This is a genomic window from Pseudomonas sp. AM8, from assembly GCF_036346475.1.
In the GTDB taxonomy this organism is placed as follows: domain Bacteria; phylum Pseudomonadota; class Gammaproteobacteria; order Pseudomonadales; family Pseudomonadaceae; genus Aquipseudomonas; species Aquipseudomonas marginalis.
The window spans coordinates 136,215-152,070 of record NZ_JAOTNX010000005.1 but is presented as its reverse complement, the minus strand read 5'-3'; the positions used below and the strand labels follow the sequence as shown (position 1 = coordinate 152,070).

Annotated in this window: 13 protein-coding genes and 1 tRNA gene; 2 read left to right on the top strand and 12 right to left on the bottom strand. The window is 59.6% G+C overall.

The features are described 5' to 3' along the window. The 6 genes from V3W40_RS14400 to V3W40_RS14375 form a co-directional block, all read right to left on the bottom strand. On the bottom strand, positions 1-1,104 hold the full coding sequence (locus V3W40_RS14400) for a YCF48-related protein (protein WP_330215202.1): 1,104 nt from the start codon (positions 1,102-1,104) through the stop codon (positions 1-3). Positions 1,105-1,175: 71 nt separating this feature from the next. Beyond that, positions 1,176-2,540, bottom strand: coding sequence for a DUF1329 domain-containing protein (locus V3W40_RS14395; RefSeq protein ID WP_330215201.1), 1,365 nt, complete (start codon positions 2,538-2,540; stop codon positions 1,176-1,178). Positions 2,541-2,552: 12 nt separating this feature from the next. Then, positions 2,553-4,232 (bottom strand): DUF1302 domain-containing protein, encoded by a 1,680-nt coding sequence (locus V3W40_RS14390; RefSeq protein ID WP_065926047.1) that lies wholly within the window; start codon positions 4,230-4,232, stop codon positions 2,553-2,555. Positions 4,233-4,360: 128 nt separating this feature from the next. After that, positions 4,361-5,485, bottom strand: coding sequence for an FAD-dependent oxidoreductase (locus V3W40_RS14385; protein WP_065947821.1), 1,125 nt, complete (start codon positions 5,483-5,485; stop codon positions 4,361-4,363). A 178-nt stretch (positions 5,486-5,663) separates the two neighbouring features. Then, positions 5,664-6,026 (bottom strand): Rieske (2Fe-2S) protein, encoded by a 363-nt coding sequence (locus V3W40_RS14380; protein ID WP_065926045.1) that lies wholly within the window; start codon positions 6,024-6,026, stop codon positions 5,664-5,666. 15 nt (positions 6,027-6,041) lie between these two features. Beyond that, positions 6,042-6,980: a VOC family protein gene (locus tag V3W40_RS14375; protein WP_330215200.1), complete on the bottom strand. Its 939-nt coding sequence runs from the start codon at positions 6,978-6,980 to the stop codon at positions 6,042-6,044. Positions 6,981-7,306: 326 nt separating this feature from the next. Between V3W40_RS14375 and V3W40_RS14370 the strand changes: the two genes are divergently transcribed. Beyond that, positions 7,307-8,218, top strand: a complete 912-nt coding sequence (locus V3W40_RS14370) for a LysR family transcriptional regulator (protein ID WP_065926044.1) — start codon at positions 7,307-7,309, stop codon at positions 8,216-8,218. Positions 8,219-8,437: 219 nt separating this feature from the next. Next, the gene (locus V3W40_RS14365; RefSeq protein ID WP_065939490.1) at positions 8,438-9,595 is read left to right on the top strand and encodes an alpha/beta hydrolase family protein; all 1,158 of its coding nucleotides are present in this window, start codon (positions 8,438-8,440) and stop codon (positions 9,593-9,595) included. A gap of 296 nt (positions 9,596-9,891) precedes the next feature. On the opposite strand, the gene V3W40_RS14360 is transcribed toward V3W40_RS14365, so the two are convergent. The 6 genes from V3W40_RS14360 to gacA form a co-directional block, all read right to left on the bottom strand. Beyond that, positions 9,892-11,247, bottom strand: a complete 1,356-nt coding sequence (locus tag V3W40_RS14360; RefSeq protein WP_330215304.1) for a purine-cytosine permease family protein — start codon at positions 11,245-11,247, stop codon at positions 9,892-9,894. Continuing rightward, positions 11,247-11,933, bottom strand: coding sequence for a cysteine hydrolase family protein (locus tag V3W40_RS14355; protein ID WP_065939489.1), 687 nt, complete (start codon positions 11,931-11,933; stop codon positions 11,247-11,249). Before V3W40_RS14355 ends, V3W40_RS14360 begins: the two co-directional genes overlap by 1 nt. A gap of 670 nt (positions 11,934-12,603) precedes the next feature. Further along, positions 12,604-12,679: transfer RNA gene (locus V3W40_RS14350), tRNA-Gly, on the bottom strand. Between the two features lie 60 nt (positions 12,680-12,739). Next, the gene (pgsA, locus tag V3W40_RS14345; protein ID WP_027603207.1) at positions 12,740-13,300 is read right to left on the bottom strand and encodes a CDP-diacylglycerol--glycerol-3-phosphate 3-phosphatidyltransferase; all 561 of its coding nucleotides are present in this window, start codon (positions 13,298-13,300) and stop codon (positions 12,740-12,742) included. A 32-nt stretch (positions 13,301-13,332) separates the two neighbouring features. Then, entirely contained in the window at positions 13,333-15,156 is a 1,824-nt protein-coding gene (gene uvrC, locus V3W40_RS14340) for an excinuclease ABC subunit UvrC (protein WP_065926219.1), read from the bottom strand. A gap of 1 nt (position 15,157) precedes the next feature. Beyond that, the gene (gene gacA, locus V3W40_RS14335; protein ID WP_003190387.1) at positions 15,158-15,799 is read right to left on the bottom strand and encodes a response regulator transcription factor GacA; all 642 of its coding nucleotides are present in this window, start codon (positions 15,797-15,799) and stop codon (positions 15,158-15,160) included. Positions 15,800-15,856: the final 57 nt, after the last annotated feature.

Here is a 15,856-nt window from a genome sequence, read left to right as displayed (position 1 = left end):
TCACTCCGGAGCGGCAGTGGCTGGCTGCGCAAGACGCTGCAGCCCGGTGAAACCGGCAACGATCAAGCTACCATCGGCGGCCTCGATCACACTTGAAACAGGTTTGCCCAAGGGCGTTCCCAACGGCAGCAGCGCCGCCCCGGTCTGCTCGCTGTTGCGAAACAGCATGCCGCCCTGGTTGACCAGCAGTAGTTGGCCGTCGGCCAGGCGTGTGGCGTCGTTGAAGGAGATCGGTACGGGCACCGAAAGACGCTGGAAACTTGCGCCGGCGTCGTGGGAGACAAAGGCATTGCCCTTCAGACCGGCGACCATCAGCGCGCCATCCGCGCGGTTCTGCAGGGTGAAGAAACTACCTTCGTAGGGGCTGTCCAGCTGACTGAACGACAGCGCATCGTCGTCCGAGCGTGCCAGGTAGCCCTGCTCGCCAGCCAGGAACCAACGTGTGCCGTGGCGACTGATGGCGTACAGGTGCAAGCCGTTGGGGTTGGCAATTTTCCCCATCAGCGATTGCCAGGTGGCGCCACCATCGGTGGTCAGCAGCGCCAAACCGTAGGCACCGACGATCAGCCCGCGATGTGCGTCGACGAACTCCAGTGCCAGAAAGGGTTTGTCTGGACCATCGGCGACAAGACGCTCGGCATTTTGTACCCGTATCAGGGCGGCATCCGGGTCGACAGCGGTGGCTTGTTCCGCCTTGGCGGCGTCCAGTTCCAGCTGTGCCACGCGTACGCCGTCGAGCTGCAGCGTCCAGTGCTCGCCGCCGTCCAGCGTCGCCAGCACCACGCCCGCATGACCGACTGCCCAGCCCTTTTGCGCATCCACGAACCGCACCGCCGTCAGGCTGACCGAAACCGGTACCGAAGCCTGGTGCCAGCTTTGCCCATTGTCGTCGGAGAACAGCACCAGGCCGCGCTCACCCACGGCCACCAGGCGTGTGCCGGCACGCGCCAGGTCGATCAATACGCCGTTCTGCGCAGCCGGTACCCGCATGGCCGGGGTATTGAGCGGCACGCCCACCGCTGCCGACCCGGCCAGACACTCGCTCGTGGCGAGGGGCAAATACAAGGCCAACAGCAACGCGCTCGCCTGACTGATTCTGTTCATAACCTACCTCGGACAAACACTCGTATCCCAAGGGCAGACCGGCAGGCCTGCCCTTCACTCTCGGCTCAGGTCTAACGCACGCCACGCCCCGCCATCGCCGCGGGCGAGAACTCCGAGGACTTGTAGCGATCGACCGCGCGATACTGATCCGGCAACCCGGCATAGAGATTCTGGATAAACCACGCACCGGAGGTCAGGTCATAAAAACCTGAAGAGAGTTGCACCAGCCCAGGCAGGTCGGGCAATACGGAAGGCAGCGACCAGAGGGTCTTGGCCAGTTGGCCGCTGGCATCCCAACGGTCGCCGAGCAGGGCTTGCCAAGTGTCTTCATCGAGGTAGTAACGCCCCTTGGGCAACTGGTGGCGCTTGCCGGCGGCCACCGTCGATTCGAGCACCCAGACGCGGTGCAATTCCCAGCGCACGTAGTCCGGGTTCAGATGGTGCTTGCCCAGCAGGTCCTGCGGCTGGGCAGCGTTTTGCACCTTGTTGGTGTTGTAGGGGACATACATCTCCTGCTTGCCCACCAGTTTCCAGTCGAACCGGTCCGTGCGACCACCCCACACACTCAACTCATCGAAGGACATGACCCCGGCAGTGGACGGCGTCGGCGTATCGCAGCAAGCGTTGGGCAGCGTGCGTACCCGGCGTTGACCGCTCAGGTAGACATGGGCCTGGGATTTGTCACCGTTGATGTTTTCACGCCCCAGGATCTGCTCACCGGCACGAATCGCCGGGCCGAGATTGACAAAGTGCACCTGCCAGTAGTCGCCCGAATAGTTCTCAGGGCCGCCCTCCTGAAAGTAGTAGGGCATTTCCTGGGTCAACAGGCCGTCGCTGGTCATCACCTGGTTGCCGTCAGCGGTCATCAGATAGTGGCGAAAGTGCCCCGCCACCGAAGTGCCGCGCCAGTTCAGCACATGGTTCCAGATGGCTTCGGTACCATTCTGTGGAATCGGGAACGGGATCCCGCCATAGGCACCGTCGGGGATCAGTCCGGCGCTGCTGTCGACCAGTTTGGCGCGGGTCGCATTCTTGAACGTGTTGTCATAGACCCACTGCGGCGCGGCCGCCGTGCGCCGGGTCGGATAGACATCGATGCGATAGGTGTCCGGGAAACGCTTGAACAGCTCCTTGGTGCCGTCGCTGAGTTTGTCGGCGTACTTGGCCAGGTTCTGGGCGGTGATGCTGTACAAGGGTTTGTCCGCAGCAAATGGATCGCTGCGTTTGCCGCCCGGGACGTAGCCTGGATCAACCTTGGTGTAGCCACCGTCCCAGGCCGGAATACTGCCGTCGGTATTGCCGGCTTTCTCGGCACCGAAGGGCGTCAGGGTCTTGCCCAGCGCGGCCGCTTGTTCGGCGCTGGCGGCCAAGGCCATCGGCGCGGCAGCGGCCAGCAGGGTTAAGCACAAGGCCTTTAGAGTGAACTGAATGGTCATGCGCAAATCCTCTTAGAACGTGGTCTTGACGGAGAAAGCCAGGTAATCCCGATCCTTCAGCGACTGCTTGTAATTGAACTGGTTGGCGGCGTTGAGGCTGGTGTCCTCGGGACCGTAAAAGTGGGTGTAGGTCAGCCCCACCGTCACTTGGTCCAAATAGGTGGCGGAGACGCCGATGTTCATGTCCCCGCCTCTGTCGGGGCCGAACCCGCTGATCACAGCCGACTTGCCCATGGGGAAATAGCTGATGCCCAGCGGCACGCTGATATCCACGCCCGGAAAGAACTGGCGATAGGTGGGCGTGTAAACCAACTTCAAGCCCAGGCCATCATCAGTGGCGTTAGGGTCTAGGGCGGCGCGGTTCCTGGTTACGGCGAGCAGGCGGTTCCAGGCGATTTCCCCTACCAGGCTGGCTTCATTGGCGACGAAGGAAGGGCCCAGCGATGCCAGGACGTTGAGGTTGACGTGGGCCGTACGGCCGACGGCATAGAGGGCGTCGTCGTTGTTGTCCGCCTCGGCGCCCGGCAGGACGGTCTGGGCGTTGGACACCAGCGGCATGTTCCAGCGCATCGATGCCTCGCCGGCAAAGCTGTACTCGTTCACGGAGGTCGCGAAACTGGCGCCCAGGACCCGGATATCTTCCGGGTAGACCCAGGAATATTCGCCGACTTGCCCGGTACTGAAGTTCGGCCCGGTGGCATTCGGCTTCAAGTACAGCGTTGGGGTTTTCTCGTGATATTGGAGTGCGTACAGGCCGTAATCCGTCGTCCCGGTGTTGTACTTGAGCTGCAGGCCGCCCTGGCCGGAACTCCTGGCTTTCTTGTCCTTGCCATGGAAAAACGCAGCCGGGCTGTTGGCATTACCGCCGAGGAAATCCGGGAACGGCCCGCCGGTGATCAGCCGTTCATTGCCGTCGCCGATGGTATCGCTGGTGGAGAAATAGCTACCGGCGCCCGGCAAGCGGGTGGCTTCCCACTCCAACTGGTAGAAGGCGCCCAATGACACATCGTCGGTTAGTTGGTAGGCGGTCGAGAGCTGGTTGACCGGTCGGGTGATTTCCTTGAATTGGGTGTTGGGCACCGATTGCGCCTTGACCACGTCCACCGGCGCCATGGCTCCGGCAATGCCGTTGCCGCCGAAGAACAGGCTCTCGCCCCAGATCAGCCCGTGGCGCCCGGCGCGAACCGACAAGGTACGGTCGGCCAGCTCACCGTTCCAGTAGACGAACGCATCCAACAGTTCACCGTCACCGCCGTGCAGTTGACGGGTATCACTGGTGAACTCGTTGAAACCCACCGAACGCTGGTTGGCACTGGCCGCGTCGTTGTTGTCGTTGCGGTCCTGGTAGACAGTGTCGTACCAGGCCGCACCGCTCAGACGGGCACCAAAGTTGTGAAAACCGATGTCCAGTTCGGAAAGAATATCCAGGCGATTGGAGATCAGGCCCTTGCCGAAGTTGTGATCACCGTCATTCTGGTTCAGCGCCGTCTGCCCCTCGCTAAGCTTGCTGCTGGGCTCCTTCAGGCGCCAGGCCGCGCTGTACTTCAGCGTGTTGTCCCAGCGCAAGCTGAGATCGGGACTACCGGTGTCGATCTGAAAGGCCTGGGCAGCCGAAGCGCCAAGCCCCAGGCTGGCCGCAAGGGTCAGGGTGAAGGGGACGCGCCGCGACGCAGCGAACTTGCGAGTAGCCATCGAAGTAACCCTCTTTATTGTTGTTGTATGTCAGCTCTTCTGGTGGAACGGCGCCCGCAGTCGAACCGGGCCAAGCCTGCACAGGCATGAAGCATCCATGGGAGAGCAAATTCAGTTTTGCCGGCGCCTCAGATAGGCGCTGCCGTGACGTCGAGCATCCGCCTGACCAGGCCGATCCGGTCGAAGCTGCTGTCGTGGGCCATTTCTTTGTCACCGGCCAGCACCGAGCTGTCGCTGATGAATTTGCAGCGCTCATAACGGCGCGCCATAAAGCGTTGGAGCTGCTGTTCGAGGCTGCCGCCGGCGATCAACTCTTCGCCAAGCACCACGGCATCCTCGATGGCCATGCCGGCACCCTGGCCCAGGTGCGGCGTCGTGGCGTGCACCGCATCGCCAATCAGCACGACACGGCCGCGGTACCAGGGCTCGCTGACGAACAGCACCTCCAGCGGCTTGTAGACCACCTGGTCGCTGTCGGTTATTTGCTCGCGCAGTTCGCCGATCAGCCCGGTGAAACCACTCAGGCGCTGGCGCATCTGGGTCGCCAGCGTGGCAGCCTCCATCCTGGGGTTGGCGGGCTCATGGGAAGTCACGAACAGGTACATCTGGTCGCGGCCCAGCGGCACCAGTCCGGCGTTACCGGCAGGTCCCTGGAAGGTGGCCAGATGATCAATTCCAGCGGCACGAGGAAAGTTGTAGCGCCACACCGATTGACCGGTGAAGCGCGGCAGGTACTGCTCGCCAAACAGCAGACCGCGCAGGTGGGAGTACAGGCCATCGGCGCCGACGACCAGGTCGTAGCGACCGCGACTGGCATCGGTGAACAGCACATCGACGCCCTCGCCCATCTGCTCCAGCGACTCGACACTCAGGCCCAGACGAACCGAGACGCCAAGGGCAGCAACGGTTTCGCTGAGGACTTGATGCAGGGCCAGGCGCGAGATGCCGACGTTGGCTGGATACTCGGGCCCCGCCAGGCGCTTGCCGGGAATTCGCGCCAGTTGTTCACCGGCGGTGGTGTTGATGGTCACATCCTCGAACGCGTAGGCGGCATCCAAGTAGCCGTCCAACACACCCAGCTTGGCCATCTCACGGACGACGTTACTCTGCTGGATGATGCCAACGCCATAGACTGTCCACTGCGTCTTGAGCTCGACAAGATCGACTTCGATGTCCTGGCGACGCAAAGCGATTGCCGCACATAGACCACCGATACCACCACCGACGATAAGCACCTTTTTCACTGCGTTCATGCTCGTCTCACTCTTATTCTTGTTATTCACGCTAGCGTTCTGCCGGAGCGATCCCAGGCTTCACCACCGGCTGTGTTTGCACGCATTCGCTACCGCGTTGTGTTCACTTTCTCGGCAAAGCAGGCGTTTGACTAATCGCATGTAGGGATACGATGTATCAGCTACCGCGATACGTTAATCAGGATGCATACGCCTCCAACTGATCCGCTTCGAGCACCAGCCAATCGGCCTCTGCATGCCATTGCAGTGCGCTCAGGCTGTCCCCCAGGCACGGCCCGTAGACGCACAGACCACTGTCCGGAAGGAACCGGGCACCATGGGCGTAACAGACGATCTGGCGGCCATCGACGCTGAGAAAACGATCCTTGCGGTACTCCAGGCGCACCTCCAGGTGCGGACAGCTGTTGCGATAGACCCGCACTTCGCCGTCATGGCGCAGGGCGAACACACTGTCCTTCCCCGTGCCCAGGGGATCGAACCCGCGGGCCTGCCCTTCCACCAGTTCATCCAGGCAACAGAGCACCAGGGCCTCGTGACTCATGGACAACCTCCACACTCAGGCCTGCTTGGGCGGAGGGCCGCTCGGGAACCATTTTTCCCGGGAGGTGAACAGGAACAATTGCGAATTATCCGCCGACAGTGGCGCCTGGCGCGCTTGCCAGGCGTCATCGTGCTTGTCCATATCGGCGTCGTATTCGATGTGACAGCCCAACGGACTGTTGAAGTACCAGAACCAGTTGGAACCGAAGAGATGGCGGCCCGGCCCCCAGAAGCTGGTCCAGCCTTGCTGCTCGAAGCGACGTCCGGCCAGCAGGACTTCCGTGCCGCTGCCCATGTGAAAGGTGAAATGCTCGCAACCCTTCATGTGTGGCGGTGTCTGGATCATGAACAGGCAGTGATGGTCATCGGAACCGGCCGGCCGCATGAACGGACCCGCGCCGACAAAGGTGTCGGTGGTCACGAAGCCCAGGCGCTGGTAAAAAACCTCGGCCTTGGCTGCATCCGGCACGAAATACACCACGTGGGACAGGGTACGCGGCAAAGCCTGCATATCGGGGCTGATGCCCGGCTGGTTGACCGGCCGCTGGGGGACATGGCCCGGTGCGTTAGTCAGGTCGGCGGGCGCGCTGTACGCACGCCGCACGCTGATCTGGAAACCAATGGCAAAGCCCATATCGTCCACGCTGTGCACGGAACCATCGGCACCGCGGGTCACCGGGCGGTCGCGCCCCAACTCATCGGCGATGGCCTCGAGGTCAGCCACGCCGGCCACGCCATAAACGGTTTCCCGAATCGAGGGAGCAGGCCCGATGGCCACCGGCAAACGAGCATCGTCTGCATGACGGATAATCACCGCCGTGCCGTCGAGGGCTTCAAAACGACCGCCCTCGCTGTCGACATCGACAGGGCACAGGCCGTAGTCACGCAGGCAATGGGTACAGGCTTGAATATCGTCGACGCCAAAAATCAAGGCATCAAGGCCAATGATGTTCATTGAGTTACCACTCCATTGTAATTATTCAGCGCAGGCCAGCACCCCGCTTACGGGAACCGTGCCAGGCGGAGCGCTGCCGAGGCGGGTCTTGAAGTCGATGAAGCGTCACGCCAACCGACTGTGGGCCGATACTGAAGGGGCAAAAACCCACTGACTAATCGCTTGTCGGGATGCGACCTATCGGCAAATGCGATACCTGGCTGCGCGGCGCAAGTGACATGGAAAATCGAACCAGGCGTCGTTCGATTCATCCATTCACGGGACTTGACGCCGCGATAGGAAGGCCGGAAGGTATTTACAAAATAAATACAAGAATCGAGACCGCCATGCGCTTCAACCACCTGGATCTCAATCTCCTGGTGGCGCTGGATGTGTTACTGGAAGAGCAGAACATCACCCGCGCTGCCGAACGCCTGCACATGACTCAATCCGCCACCAGCGGCGTACTGGGCAGGCTGCGCCTCTACTTCGAAGATGAACTGCTGGCGCAGGTCGGGCGCAAGATGCAGCCCACGCCCTATGCCCGCGAGCTGGCGGCGCCCGTACGCCAGGTGCTGCTGACGATCCAGTCCTCGATCACCGCCAAACCGGTGTTCGATCCCGCCACCAGCAAGCGCCATTTTCGCCTGATCACTTCCGACTATCTGATCAGCGTCCTGTTTGCCCGGGTGATCCAGAAGATCTCCCTGGAAGCCCCGCACATCACCTTCGAATTGCTGGGTCCCGGTGACACGTCCACTGAGATGCTGATGCGCGGCGAGGCCGATATGATGATCGTGCCTGAGCGCTACCTCATCGAAGGCCACCCCTCGCAGCTGCTGTTCGAAGAAGAGCACGTTTGCGTGGTGTGGGACGGCAACACCCAGGTGGGCGACAGCATCACCCTCGATCAGTACATCGAGATGGGCCATGTCTCGGTGATTTTTGGCCGCAACCGGCAATTGAGCGTCGAAGAGTGGTTGATGAGCCAGTATGGATTCACCCGTCGCATGGAAGTGGTGACCCATGACTTCAACACCCTGCCGCAGTTGATTGTCGGCACCCAACGTGTCGCCACCATGCTCCAGCGCATGGCCAGGCTCTACGCCAACTACCTGCCGCTGCGCATCTTGCAGCCTCCGGTGAAAATCCCGGTGATGCGTGAGTTCATGCTCTGGCACCGAACCATGGAAGGAGATCCGATGCACCGTTGGTTGCGGGCGAAAATCAGTCAGATCATCAACAAGCTGGAGCAGTAGTCGCTCCCGCTGCTCGGCGGCGAGCCAGGATTCATGCGCGCGCCGAGACTCAAGCCAATGGCGCATATGCGCCCTATCGCCGTTCGCAATACCTCCCATCCTGACTCGCGATTGGCCAAACAATGGGCCTCCCCTTAGCCTGCTTCGAACCGTCAGGTCTGGCGTACCCCGCTCCGGATTTGGCCGCCTGCCTTTGCTTGCACAAGGACAATAACAATCATGTTTCGCTACTTCCCGACCAACTACGTGTGGAATCTTTCCGTCGACCTGGCCATTGAAATGGGCGCCCGCATCGGCGAAATCGAGGAAATGTGCGCGCCGCTGCAAGAAGCCGCCAAACAGCCGGATGCCGCCGGCAGCAAAGCCTTCCGTGAAACCTGGGCGAACATGGCCGACAAGCTGTGCGGCCTGGCGGAAGAAGACGAAGGCAAGGGTCGACTGTTGTCTGCCGGTGAAAAATACAACCGCGCCGCGACCTATTACCTGAGCTGCGAACGCCTGCAGGCCCACGGTGCACCGGGCCGCATGGAGCTGTACCAGCGCTTTCTGCACACCTTCCAACGGAGTATCGAACTGGCACGGGAAAATTGCGAGCGCGTTGAAATCCCTTACGAAGGCAAACACCTTTCCGGTCTGCTGGTCCGTGCCGAAGGCGTCAGCGGCCCAGCGCCGATCCTGGTGCAGGTCAATGGACTGGATTCCACCAAAGAAATGAAATACCGCGTCGGCCTGCCCGCCTGGCTGGCCAAACGTGGCGTGTCATCGTTGATCATCGACCAACCCGGGACGGGCGAAGCGCTCCGGCTACATAATCTGACTGCGCGTTTCGACAGTGAGCATTGGGCCAGCCGCGTGGTGGATTGGCTGGAAACCCGCGACGATGTCGACGCCAAACGCATCGGCCTGGAAGGTGTGTCGCTTGGAGGCTACTACTGCCCGCGCGCGGTAGCCTTCGAGCCGCGCTTCGCGTGCGGCGTCGTATGGGGGGCCAACCATGATTGGCGTGATGTGCAGAAACGTCGAATGGAAAAGGAAGGCAGCTTCCCGGTGCCGCATTATTGGTCGCATGTGTCTTGGGTCTGGGGTGCCAAGGACACGGACGAGTTCATGACCATCGCCGAGAACGTTCATCTGGACGGCATCCTGGACCGCATCAAGGTGCCCTTCCTGGTCACCCACGGAGAAAAGGATTCGCAGATTCCATTGAAGTGGGCCCACCGCACTTACGAACAGTTGGTCAACAGCCCCAAACGCGAACTGAAAATCTTCACCGAACGTGAGGGCGGCGTGCAGCATTCGAGCTTCGACAACAGTATCAATGCCGGCCAGTACATCGCCGACTGGGTGGCTGAGGTACTCGGCGGTCGTACTGCATGACTATTCGTTTCAAACTTGAGCCAACGCTCGTTGCGGAAATGCTTCTGTGCCGGGCAGCGCCTATCGCTCTGGAATCGATGACCCGCCACTACCGTTAAAAAAGCTTCCCCGTCTGGCCTGCCGCAAAATCTTCGCAACGGCCAGATGGGGAAGCACACAGCATGATGGGACAGCTATCGAGTGGATAGATACGACTATCTCGGTTGCTCAGTCACAAAGATCACATCCAAGCACTCCCTTCAGCGCAGCCTGATCAGTGTTTTGATCTGAGCGATCTCCCGCTCAAAGATCATGCTTTATGTTGGCTTGATCACCACGAGACCGCGCCGACTCATTAATCCGTAGTAAGCGCATGCTGGAAACAGCAGACCAACAACCCACGCCAAATCGATCCCTTGCAGGGCGGAGGCGATGGGGCCGACGTAAAGGGAAGTATTCATGAATGGAATTTCTAGCAAGATGGTCGCGAGGAACACCCCGATAGCGATCCAGTTCACCCGACCGTAAATTCCCGAGGGGTCAAAGATATCGGCAATCTTGTATACGCCTTTGCGTAGCGCGTAGTAGTCGACCAGGTTTATTGCCGTCCATGGGATGAGAAAGTAGCTCATGAAAAAGATGAAATTCAGAAAAAACTGAATGAAGTCATCCTGGGCCATGGTGCATAACGCAGTGGCAACGGCACAGATAATGAGCATAAAGCTGGCGCGCACCTTCGCAGTGACCTTGAGCGCAGCAAAGGGCTCGATAACGGTAACCGTCGACATAAAGGCTCCATAGAGGTTGAACACGTTGATAGCGATCTGACCATAGAGCACGAATGCCACGGTCAGCAAACTTCCACCCCCTAGGACGCTAAGCAAATGAAGGCCAACATTATCTGAAAAACCTGTGACGCCCTTGGTCAATATCGCCCCCAGCAGCATCATCCAACTTCCACCAATGACCGTCCCCGTATAGCTGTACCAGAAGACCTGGCGCGCGGAAGTATGGGTAGGCAAATAGCGAGAATAGTCAGCCACATAAGGGGCATAGGACAATTGCCAAGTCACCGCGATGCTCACTGAGGCGAGGAAGCTCGCCAAGTTGAAGCCCTGCGTCGTCCATTGTTGCGCATCTATTGGCAGCGCAAGGGCGAACAGGGTCGCGATCCCGAAAAAAACAACCGAAACCAACGACAGCATTTTTTGCAGGCGGTGGATGAGCTTGTAGCCAAACAGGGCTACCAGAAAGCAGAGCGAACCAAGCAGCACAATGTTTGCCTCACTGCTGAGGGGGCTTGAGGCGGCGACTGCTTGGGTGGCCAACAACGTATTACTGACAAAAAACCCTAAGTAAATGAGCATTACGAACAGCAGCGGAACAATGGCTCCAAATACCCCAAACTGCGCACGGCTCTGGATCATCTGCGGGATGCCCAACCTCGGCCCCTGTGCAGAATGCGAAGCCATGAATACCGCGCCGATTAGGGAGCCGAGCAGGATCGACAAAGCGCTCCAGAACAGGTTCAGCCCCAGGCTGACCGGCAGCACCCCGGCCGCAACCGTGGTGATGTTGGCGTTGGCCCCAAACCACACGAAGAACAGAGAACGGGGTTCGCCGTGACGTTCGGTTTCTGGAATGAAATCGATGCTTCTTTTTTCTACGTTCATCATGCTCTCCGCTCTGTCTTGGCAACGAGGCAATTTTCCAGGCGCGCGATAGCTTGCATAAACTCTTCTGGCTGGAAGGCAAGGTGGTCCGGCTCCATCGTGCGAAGTGAAGGTGCTGGCTCGCCCGCCCAGCGCCGCAACAGCTGTTCGGTAGAGAGCATGTCCAGTCCGTAAAGCCAGTTGGAGACAATAAATAAGGCCGAGTAATGGGCTGCGGTAGTCGTAGCCGTACAAGCGTCGGCCACGAGGCTCAAGTGGAAGTCGTGCTGATAGGCATCGAACAGACTACTCATCACGCAGACGTCAGTCAGTACGCCCATCACCACGAGATGCTTGATGCCGCGCTCCCTCAGCATCGGAGTCAGCCGAGTACCGTGGAAGGCACTGTAGCGTTGCTTATCAATGACAACGTCATCGGTTTGTGGGGCTAACGCGTCGATGATCTCTATGGCAGATGTACCTGCGCGATAGCTGGTCGGTTTGCCCTCGGCATCTACGGGCTCGCCCAGCGCCAAGCCGAGACCTTGGGCATCGTTGACATGACGGGTGTAGAACAGAGGGATGTTGTTTTTTCGAGCGCAATCAACCAGCGCTGTTGCGTTTTTGATTACTTGATCGAACCGCTCCAGAGTGAAGCCGTCTTCTTTCTGAAGATCGATCACGAGCAAAGCCGTGTCTTGGGTCATCAGGTTTTCTTCCAATTGCAGAGCACCAGGCGATAGCCGCAAGGCTCGCTGGTCGCTAACGAATGCTCAGGCGCAGGCACCGCAATCGCGGGCTACGGAAAGTTCGAGATTCTCGAGGAAGGATTACCTGACTATTTGCCAAAAACCGTTTTGCTTAGCGGCAACGCAGGAGGGAAGACGTTTCAGCGTCACGTGGGAAGGCGCAATCGATCGACGTAGAAAGTTCTTCATGGCTCCGCACGGGACTAACGTTGCCCAGCCAAGCAGGCTGATGCGCGTTATGCCGGGTCGAAATGCGGAACTGACCATGACGTAGACTCTTGGGGTTAGTTCCGTCAGGCAAGCAATATGCACGCCATAGTATCGGAAGGCTCGGAAAGCGGCCGAATAGAGCGATATCAGGAATCATCGTGATGTCTTATGGCATTCGGTATGCCGTAACACCGCGCTACGGAACGTAGCACGCAACGCCGAAGTGCACCTTTCTGAAACTCCCGTTGCAGGTGGGCAGCTTTGGCCAATTCTGTTCCCAGGCGTTTTGCCAGGCGCCTAGCATTACGCTCCATCCGCCGATAATGTTTTCACGGGACGGCGCGGCAAAAGTCGAAGAAAGACTTTTCTTTGGACGAAAAAAAATGGACCTCTTTTCAGAGGTCCATTTTTAAATACTTGGAGCGGGAAACGAGACTCGAACTCGCGACCCCGACCTTGGCAAGGTCGTGCTCTACCAACTGAGCTATTCCCGCTTGGTGATGCGCATTCTATAGAATCCTCAGCACCCGTCAACCCCTTGATTCAAAAAAGTTTTATTTCTTTTCAACGGTGGTGCGCAGATGCGGCCAGGCGGCGCGCAGATATTGGAGCATCGACCACAGGGTCAGGCCCGCTGCGATCAGCAGCAAGGCATAACCCGTGAGGACCCAGAACGAGAAGTCCGACGGGTTGGCCAGCAGGATAACCAGCGCGAGCATTTGCGCGGCGGTTTTCCATTTGCCCATGTTGGACACGGCCACGTGGGCGCGGGCGCCGATTTCAGCCATCCATTCGCGCAGGGCCGAGACGACGATTTCGCGGCCGATGATGACCGCTGCCGGCAGGGTCAGCCACAGGTTGCCGTGTTCCTGCACCAGCAGGACCAAAGCGACGGCCACCATGAGCTTGTCGGCCACCGGGTCGAGGAACGCGCCGAAGGGCGTGCTCTGTTCCAGGCGGCGCGCCAGGTAGCCGTCGAGCCAGTCGGTGGCGGCGGCAAAGGCAAACACTGAACTGGAAGCCAGATAACTCCATTCGTACGGCAAATAGAACAACAAAATGAAAATAGGGATGAGCAGGACGCGTAGAACGGTGATCAGATTAGGGATATTCATCGGCACAACTGGCTACGAGGTGGAAAGGCATTCTATTCGCTATGCAGATTCGCATAAATCAGCTCAGCGAGCTTTTTACTGATACCGGGTGCTTTGGCTATCTCGTCAATGCTGGCACGGGACAGCTCCTGCAAGCCACCAAAATGTTTAAGCAAGTCGCGACGCCGCGTCGGGCCAACCCCTGCCACCCCTTCCAGGGTTGAGGTTCGCCGGGTTTTGCCACGGCGGGCGCGGTGGCCGGTAATGGCGAAACGGTGGGCTTCGTCGCGAATCTGTTGAATCAAATGCAACGCGGGTGAGTCGCCCTTCAAAGTGAACTCATGGGCGGCATCATTCAAGTACAACGTCTCGAAACCCGCCTTGCGCGTCGTTCCCTTGGCCACGCCCAACAGGATCAGGTCAGGCACCGCCAGCTCATTGAGCACGTCGCGGGCCATGGACAGCTGGCCCTTGCCGCCGTCGACCAGGAGGATATCCGGCAACTTGCCCTCGCCATCCTTCAACTTACTGAAGCGGCGCGTGAGGGCCTGGTGCATGGCGGCGTAGTCATCGCCGGCAGTGACGCCTTCGATGTTGTAGCGCCGGTAATCGGACTTGATCGGCCCTTCCGGCCCGAACACCACGCAGGATGCCACCGTGGCCTCGCCACTGGAGTGGCTGATGTCGTAGCACTCCAGGCGCTGGGGCGGCTCTTCCAGGTTAAGGACTTCAGCCAGGGCGTCAAAGCGTGCGGCGACGTGCTGTCGGTTGGCCAGGCGCGCGCTCAGGGCTTGCTCGGCGTTAGTCACCGCCAGTTGCTGCCAGCGTGCGCGGGTGCCACGCACGCGGTGGCTGATGTCCAGCTCGCGGCCGCGCAGTTCGTGGATGGCTTCGATCAACGCGGGGAAGTCTTCGTGCACCACATTGACGATCAACTCCGACGGCAGGTCGCGCTCGGGGCTGCTCACGTAGTATTGGCCCAGGAAAGCGGCCATGACTTCGGCGACCTCCTCATCAATACCGGTCTGCGGAAAGAAGTTCTTGCTGCCCAGCACTCGCCCACCGCGCACGCTGATCAGGTGCACACAGGCACCGCCCGGATTGACGAAGGCCGCGATCACGTCGACGTCGCCGGTGCCACCTTCCATGCTTTGCTGGTCCTGGACACGGCGCAGCAGCGAAATCTGGTCGCGCAGCTCGGCGGCCCGTTCGAAATCCAGGGTGCTGGCCGCCTGCTCCATGGCGGTGGAAAGCTCATCGGTGAGGGCATTGCTGCGCCCTTCGAGGAACATCACCGAATGGCGCACATCCTCGGCGTATTCGGCCGGCTCAACCAACCCCACACAGGGCGCTTTGCAGCGCTTGATCTGGTACTGGAGACAGGGCCGGGTGCGGTTCTTATAGAAGCTGTCTTCGCACTGGCGTACAAAAAAGGTTTTTTGCAGCAGGCTCAGGCTTTCCCGAATGGCCCCGGCGCTGGGATAAGGCCCGAAGTACTTGCCCTTCGCTTTCTTCGCCCCACGGTGAATGCTCAGGCGTGGGAAGTTGCCATCGGATAAAAACACATAGGGATAGGATTTATCGTCACGCAGCAGAATGTTGTAGGGCGGCCGCCATTCCTTGATCAGCGTCTGCTCAAGCAGCAGCGCTTCGGTTTCGTTGGCGGTGATGGTGGTTTCGACCTGGGCGATACGCGCCACGAGGGCCGCGGTTTTCGGCGCGAGACCGGTCTTGCGAAAGTAGCTCGCCAGACGATTCTTGAGGTTTTTGGCTTTGCCGACATACAGCAGGCGCGCCTCGCTGTCGAACATGCGGTACACGCCAGGGCGGCCACTGCAGGTTGAGAGAAAGGCACTCGGATCAAACGGTGTGGTCATGTCAGGCGCTGGCGTCCACCATGCCGTGGCGCACCGCGAGCAGGGTCAATTCAACATCACTGCTGATGGCGAGCTTCTCGAAGATGCGATAGCGGTAGGTGTTGACGGTCTTGGGCGACAGGCACAGCTTGTCGGAGATCGTCTGTACCTTCTGGCAACCGACGATCATAAGGGCAATCTGGATTTCCCGCTCCGACAGCGCATCAAACGGCGAGTCGCTGGTGGGCTGGAAGGACTTGATAGCCAATTGCTGGGCGATCTGCGGGCTGATATAGCGCTGGCCGGCAAACACCAGGCGAATGGCCTGGACCATTTCCGCCAGGCCCGCACCTTTGGTGAGGTAGCCGGCAGCGCCAGCCTGCAGCAGGCGTGTCGGAAACGGGTCTTCCTCGCACACAGTCACCACCACGACCTTGATGTCCGGATGGCTGCGCAGCAATTTGGTCGTCGCGCCAAGACCGCCGATGCCAGGCATCTTGACGTCCATCAACACCACATCGGGTTTCAACTCCCGGGCCTTGATCAGGGATTCCTCGCCTGACTCGGCCTGACCGACTACTTGCAGGCCATCGATGTCAGCCAGCATTCGTGTAATGCCTGTACGAACGAGATCATGGTCATCGACTACTAGCACCCTAATCAAGCAGACACCTCGCGAAATGGTCTTATAGGTTGCTGAACACCTTAGCAAAAAACCAAG

What these genes read in the sequence shown, in the direction of transcription:
- V3W40_RS14400 (WP_330215202.1), bottom strand. Translation starts at nt 1,104, where the DNA reads ATGAACAGAATCAGTCAGGCGAGCGCGTTGCTGTTGGCCTTGTATTTG.
- V3W40_RS14395 (WP_330215201.1), bottom strand. Translation starts at nt 2,540, where the DNA reads ATGACCATTCAGTTCACTCTAAAGGCCTTGTGCTTAACCCTGCTGGCC.
- V3W40_RS14390 (WP_065926047.1), bottom strand. Translation starts at nt 4,232, where the DNA reads ATGGCTACTCGCAAGTTCGCTGCGTCGCGGCGCGTCCCCTTCACCCTG.
- V3W40_RS14385 (WP_065947821.1), bottom strand. Translation starts at nt 5,485, where the DNA reads ATGAACGCAGTGAAAAAGGTGCTTATCGTCGGTGGTGGTATCGGTGGT.
- V3W40_RS14380 (WP_065926045.1), bottom strand. Translation starts at nt 6,026, where the DNA reads ATGAGTCACGAGGCCCTGGTGCTCTGTTGCCTGGATGAACTGGTGGAA.
- V3W40_RS14375 (WP_330215200.1), bottom strand. Translation starts at nt 6,980, where the DNA reads ATGAACATCATTGGCCTTGATGCCTTGATTTTTGGCGTCGACGATATT.
- V3W40_RS14370 (WP_065926044.1), top strand. Translation starts at nt 7,307, where the DNA reads ATGCGCTTCAACCACCTGGATCTCAATCTCCTGGTGGCGCTGGATGTG.
- V3W40_RS14365 (WP_065939490.1), top strand. Translation starts at nt 8,438, where the DNA reads ATGTTTCGCTACTTCCCGACCAACTACGTGTGGAATCTTTCCGTCGAC.
- V3W40_RS14360 (WP_330215304.1), bottom strand. Translation starts at nt 11,247, where the DNA reads ATGAACGTAGAAAAAAGAAGCATCGATTTCATTCCAGAAACCGAACGT.
- V3W40_RS14355 (WP_065939489.1), bottom strand. Translation starts at nt 11,933, where the DNA reads ATGACCCAAGACACGGCTTTGCTCGTGATCGATCTTCAGAAAGAAGAC.
- pgsA (WP_027603207.1), bottom strand. Translation starts at nt 13,300, where the DNA reads ATGAATATCCCTAATCTGATCACCGTTCTACGCGTCCTGCTCATCCCT.
- uvrC (WP_065926219.1), bottom strand. Translation starts at nt 15,156, where the DNA reads ATGACCACACCGTTTGATCCGAGTGCCTTTCTCTCAACCTGCAGTGGC.